4 protein-coding genes are annotated in these 2821 nt (G+C 56.6%); all 4 read right to left on the bottom strand.

The window, feature by feature from the left end; all coding sequences use genetic code 11:
• On the bottom strand, positions 1–386 hold a 386-nt coding region (locus tag VG146_20205), incomplete at its 3' end, for a hypothetical protein (protein ID HEV2394681.1).
• Positions 383–1294 carry an ABC transporter ATP-binding protein gene (locus VG146_20210; protein HEV2394682.1) on the bottom strand — a complete coding sequence of 304 codons (912 nt, stop codon included), beginning with the start codon at positions 1292–1294 and terminating at the stop codon, positions 383–385. The genes VG146_20205 and VG146_20210, both read right to left, overlap by 4 nt.
• A 5-nt stretch (positions 1295–1299) precedes the next feature.
• Entirely contained in the window at positions 1300–1701 is a 402-nt protein-coding gene (locus VG146_20215) for a GntR family transcriptional regulator (GenBank protein HEV2394683.1), read from the bottom strand.
• Positions 1702–1906: 205 nt separating this feature from the next.
• Entirely contained in the window at positions 1907–2425 is a 519-nt protein-coding gene (locus tag VG146_20220) for an FHA domain-containing protein (protein ID HEV2394684.1), read from the bottom strand.
• Positions 2426–2821 lie beyond the last annotated feature (396 nt).

A 2821-nucleotide genomic window follows, 5' to 3' on the forward strand; every position in this document is an offset into this window, starting at 1 on the left:
ACACCGGCGGCCGCCGTGACGGCGCTGCCGAAGAATTCTATCAGCCCATGTGCGTGCTTCGACCCCGCGTAAAGGCTGGTTGCGCAAACGATCCACCAGGCGCCAGAAACCACGGCCAATGCCACAGCCAGCACCCCCACCTTGGTCCACCAGATTCGGGCGCGTTCCGAGGGCTGAGCAAGCATCAACGGGAACGTGTTGAGCGCAACCTCGCGGCCGAATGAGGATAAGCCGAGCAGAATGGTTCCAATGCAAAACGGACCAAGGGCCAGCATCGCGTTATGTGGATCGAATTCCAGCAGCCAAACCGGCGCCACCGCCAGCAACAGCGCCGCTCCCCAGGCAGGCAGCAACAGTCTTATCTCCTTGGCGAGCAGGGCGTTCATGGGAGTGCCTTGGCCAAATGTCCCGCCGCCACAAATATTTCTTCCAATGAGAGCGAATCGCACGTCGTCTCTTCCGGTTTCCTTGGCCGCAAGTGTTCCAGCAATCGCTCGCTGTTCCCGTTGGCCAGGATTTCCAACTCCCGCCCCGATTGCCGCACGCTCAAGGCCCCGGACAGGTTTAGCCCCGAAGGCGGCTCGGCAAAACGCGCGCGGATTTTGCGAAATCGGTCCCGCGCTTCGTCGGCCTGCAAAGTGAGTAACTCGCGGCCTTGCTCGATGATGGTGAATTGATCGATGAGCCCCTCGAACTCGCCTATGAGATGCGTCGAGACGAAGACCGTCCGCCGTTCCGGGTCGTTGGCGTGATAGGCGCCAATGACGGTTTGAATGAATTCGCGGCGCACGATCGGGTCGAGGCCGGAGGTGGGTTCGTCCAGGACCAGCAGCTCCGGCTCGGGGCAAACGGCCCCGATCAGTGCCAGTTGCGTTTTTTGGCCCTTCGAGAGGTGGCTTGCCTTCTGGCCGGGATCGAGTTGGAAACGCTGCAGCAAATCCGCCTCGATGTCGCGGTTCCAGTGGGCGCGAAACGAGGCGAGGAATCCCAGAACCTGGGCGACGGTCATCCACGGGTAAAATGCAACCGTATCGGGCACATAGCACAAGCGGGATTTCACGGCCACCTCGTGTTTGACCGGGTCCAACCCGAACACGCGAACCGCGCCTGAATCTGGCCGCAGCAGGTTTAAAAGGCATTTGATGGTTGTGGTCTTACCGGCCCCGTTTCGGCCAAAGAAGCCATAGCAGCGCCCAGGCGCCACCGTCAGACTCAAGCCGTTGACCGCTTCTAGTTTTCCGTAACGGCGGACCAGGTTTCGGACTTCAATAACCGGCGTGTCAGTTTTTAGCATAAGCATCAGGGGCGTGTTGCGTTTGATTTCTGCTCGAAGTAATCCAGACGCTGCTCGATCAGGGAGAGGAACTTTTCCCGGCCGACCTGGAGGTGATGCGCCAGCACGACGGCCTCATCGATTTCGCTGAGCAACAACTTCTCCCGGGTTTGCTGGCTGAATGGGGAATGGTTCTTTTTGAGGAAGTACCCCTTCCCGGGGACCGTCTCGATAATGCCCTGTCCTTCGAGTTCGGCATAGGCCTTGGCGATGGTGTTGCGGTTAATGCGCAACTCCTCGGCCAGCGGACGCAGAGAGGGCAGGGGATCGCCGGGCCGGAGCCGGCCCGAAGCGGCGGCGTAGCGGACCTGGTCGGCCAGTTGCAGATAGACCGGTTTACCGGCCTGGAAATCGACTCGAAAGATCATAATCTGAATAACTGTCTTATGACAGTATGACAGGTGGAGACGGTCTGTCAAGGGGGATAAATTTTCTTAAAGTGAGGCATGTTTCATTTCAAACGGCCCCCTCTCATCCTCCTCGTTCTCGTCCTCGAATTGGGTTCTTAAATGGCTTTCGAGGACGAGCGTGAAACTGCCGGTGGGCGCATAAAAACCGAGCCCGACCACAGAATTACTTATTGGCTATCGCAAACACGTAGAGCAGCAGCCCCACAATCACCACCCCGAGGATGGCGCAGGCAATAATGACGATTTTAGTTGGCCGGTCATCCTTTTTTGAAAAACCTGGGCCGGTACCCTTGTTTTGAAAACTATCGGGGCGCACGCCTGCTTCGAGTTCGGTGCGATTGACCCCACCGCGAATGACGGTTGTTTCATCAAATTTGTTCCGAGTTCGAGGAGGGGCATCATTATCCAGCCGGATTTCGATCATGCCAACCCGCAGGATTTGGCCGGGTTTAATGGGGGCTTCGACAACCTTTTCGCCGTTGATGAAGGTGCCGTTTGTGGAGTTGAGGTCCTTCACAACGATATCGTTGCCACGGACCAATATCTCGCAGTGATGGCTGGAAACGGAGGACTCATCGATTTGAAACGTATTGTCCAGGAAACGTCCAATCGTGGTCTTGTCTGTCTTCAGCTCCTGCGCGCGTCCGGTCATTCCCGGGCTAAGAACCACAAGCTTCGCCATAATTCAGCACTCTGTTGCGATTATCTCCGCTTCAGGGGTCAAGGTCAAGAATAGCACGAAGACCGCCCAAGAGTCGAGCGGAACGAAAAGCTCGCCCGATACTGGAGAAATACGGAAGGCAGTTGGAAAGGCTTTTCTTGTCTCAGGCTGATGGCCGACCGAGGCGACCCGAGAGCTTCCTCAGGCCGGCGCGTTACCATTTTCAACACCTTCCTAAAAGACAACTGAAAACGAGAGTTGCTTTTTCGCGGCATCCCCCGATCCTTAGCCAGGTGAGGAAAAATGCACAGGTAGGTGAAAAATCTGTTGACACAACATCACCATTATGGTGATGTATAGCCATGCCCGCATTCACCAAGCGAAAAACCAAACTCCACCTCCAACTGACCAACTCCG

The organism is Verrucomicrobiia bacterium, from assembly GCA_035946615.1.
GTDB lineage: Bacteria > Verrucomicrobiota > Verrucomicrobiia > Limisphaerales > UBA8199 > DASYZB01.

Bases quoted from the DNA above. Each gene is read 5' to 3' on its own strand.
- VG146_20215 (HEV2394683.1), bottom strand. From the start codon at position 1,701: ATGATCTTTCGAGTCGATTTCCAGGCCGGTAAACCGGTCTATCTGCAA.
- VG146_20210 (HEV2394682.1), bottom strand. From the start codon at position 1,294: ATGCTAAAAACTGACACGCCGGTTATTGAAGTCCGAAACCTGGTCCGC.
- VG146_20220 (HEV2394684.1), bottom strand. From the start codon at position 2,425: ATGGCGAAGCTTGTGGTTCTTAGCCCGGGAATGACCGGACGCGCGCAG.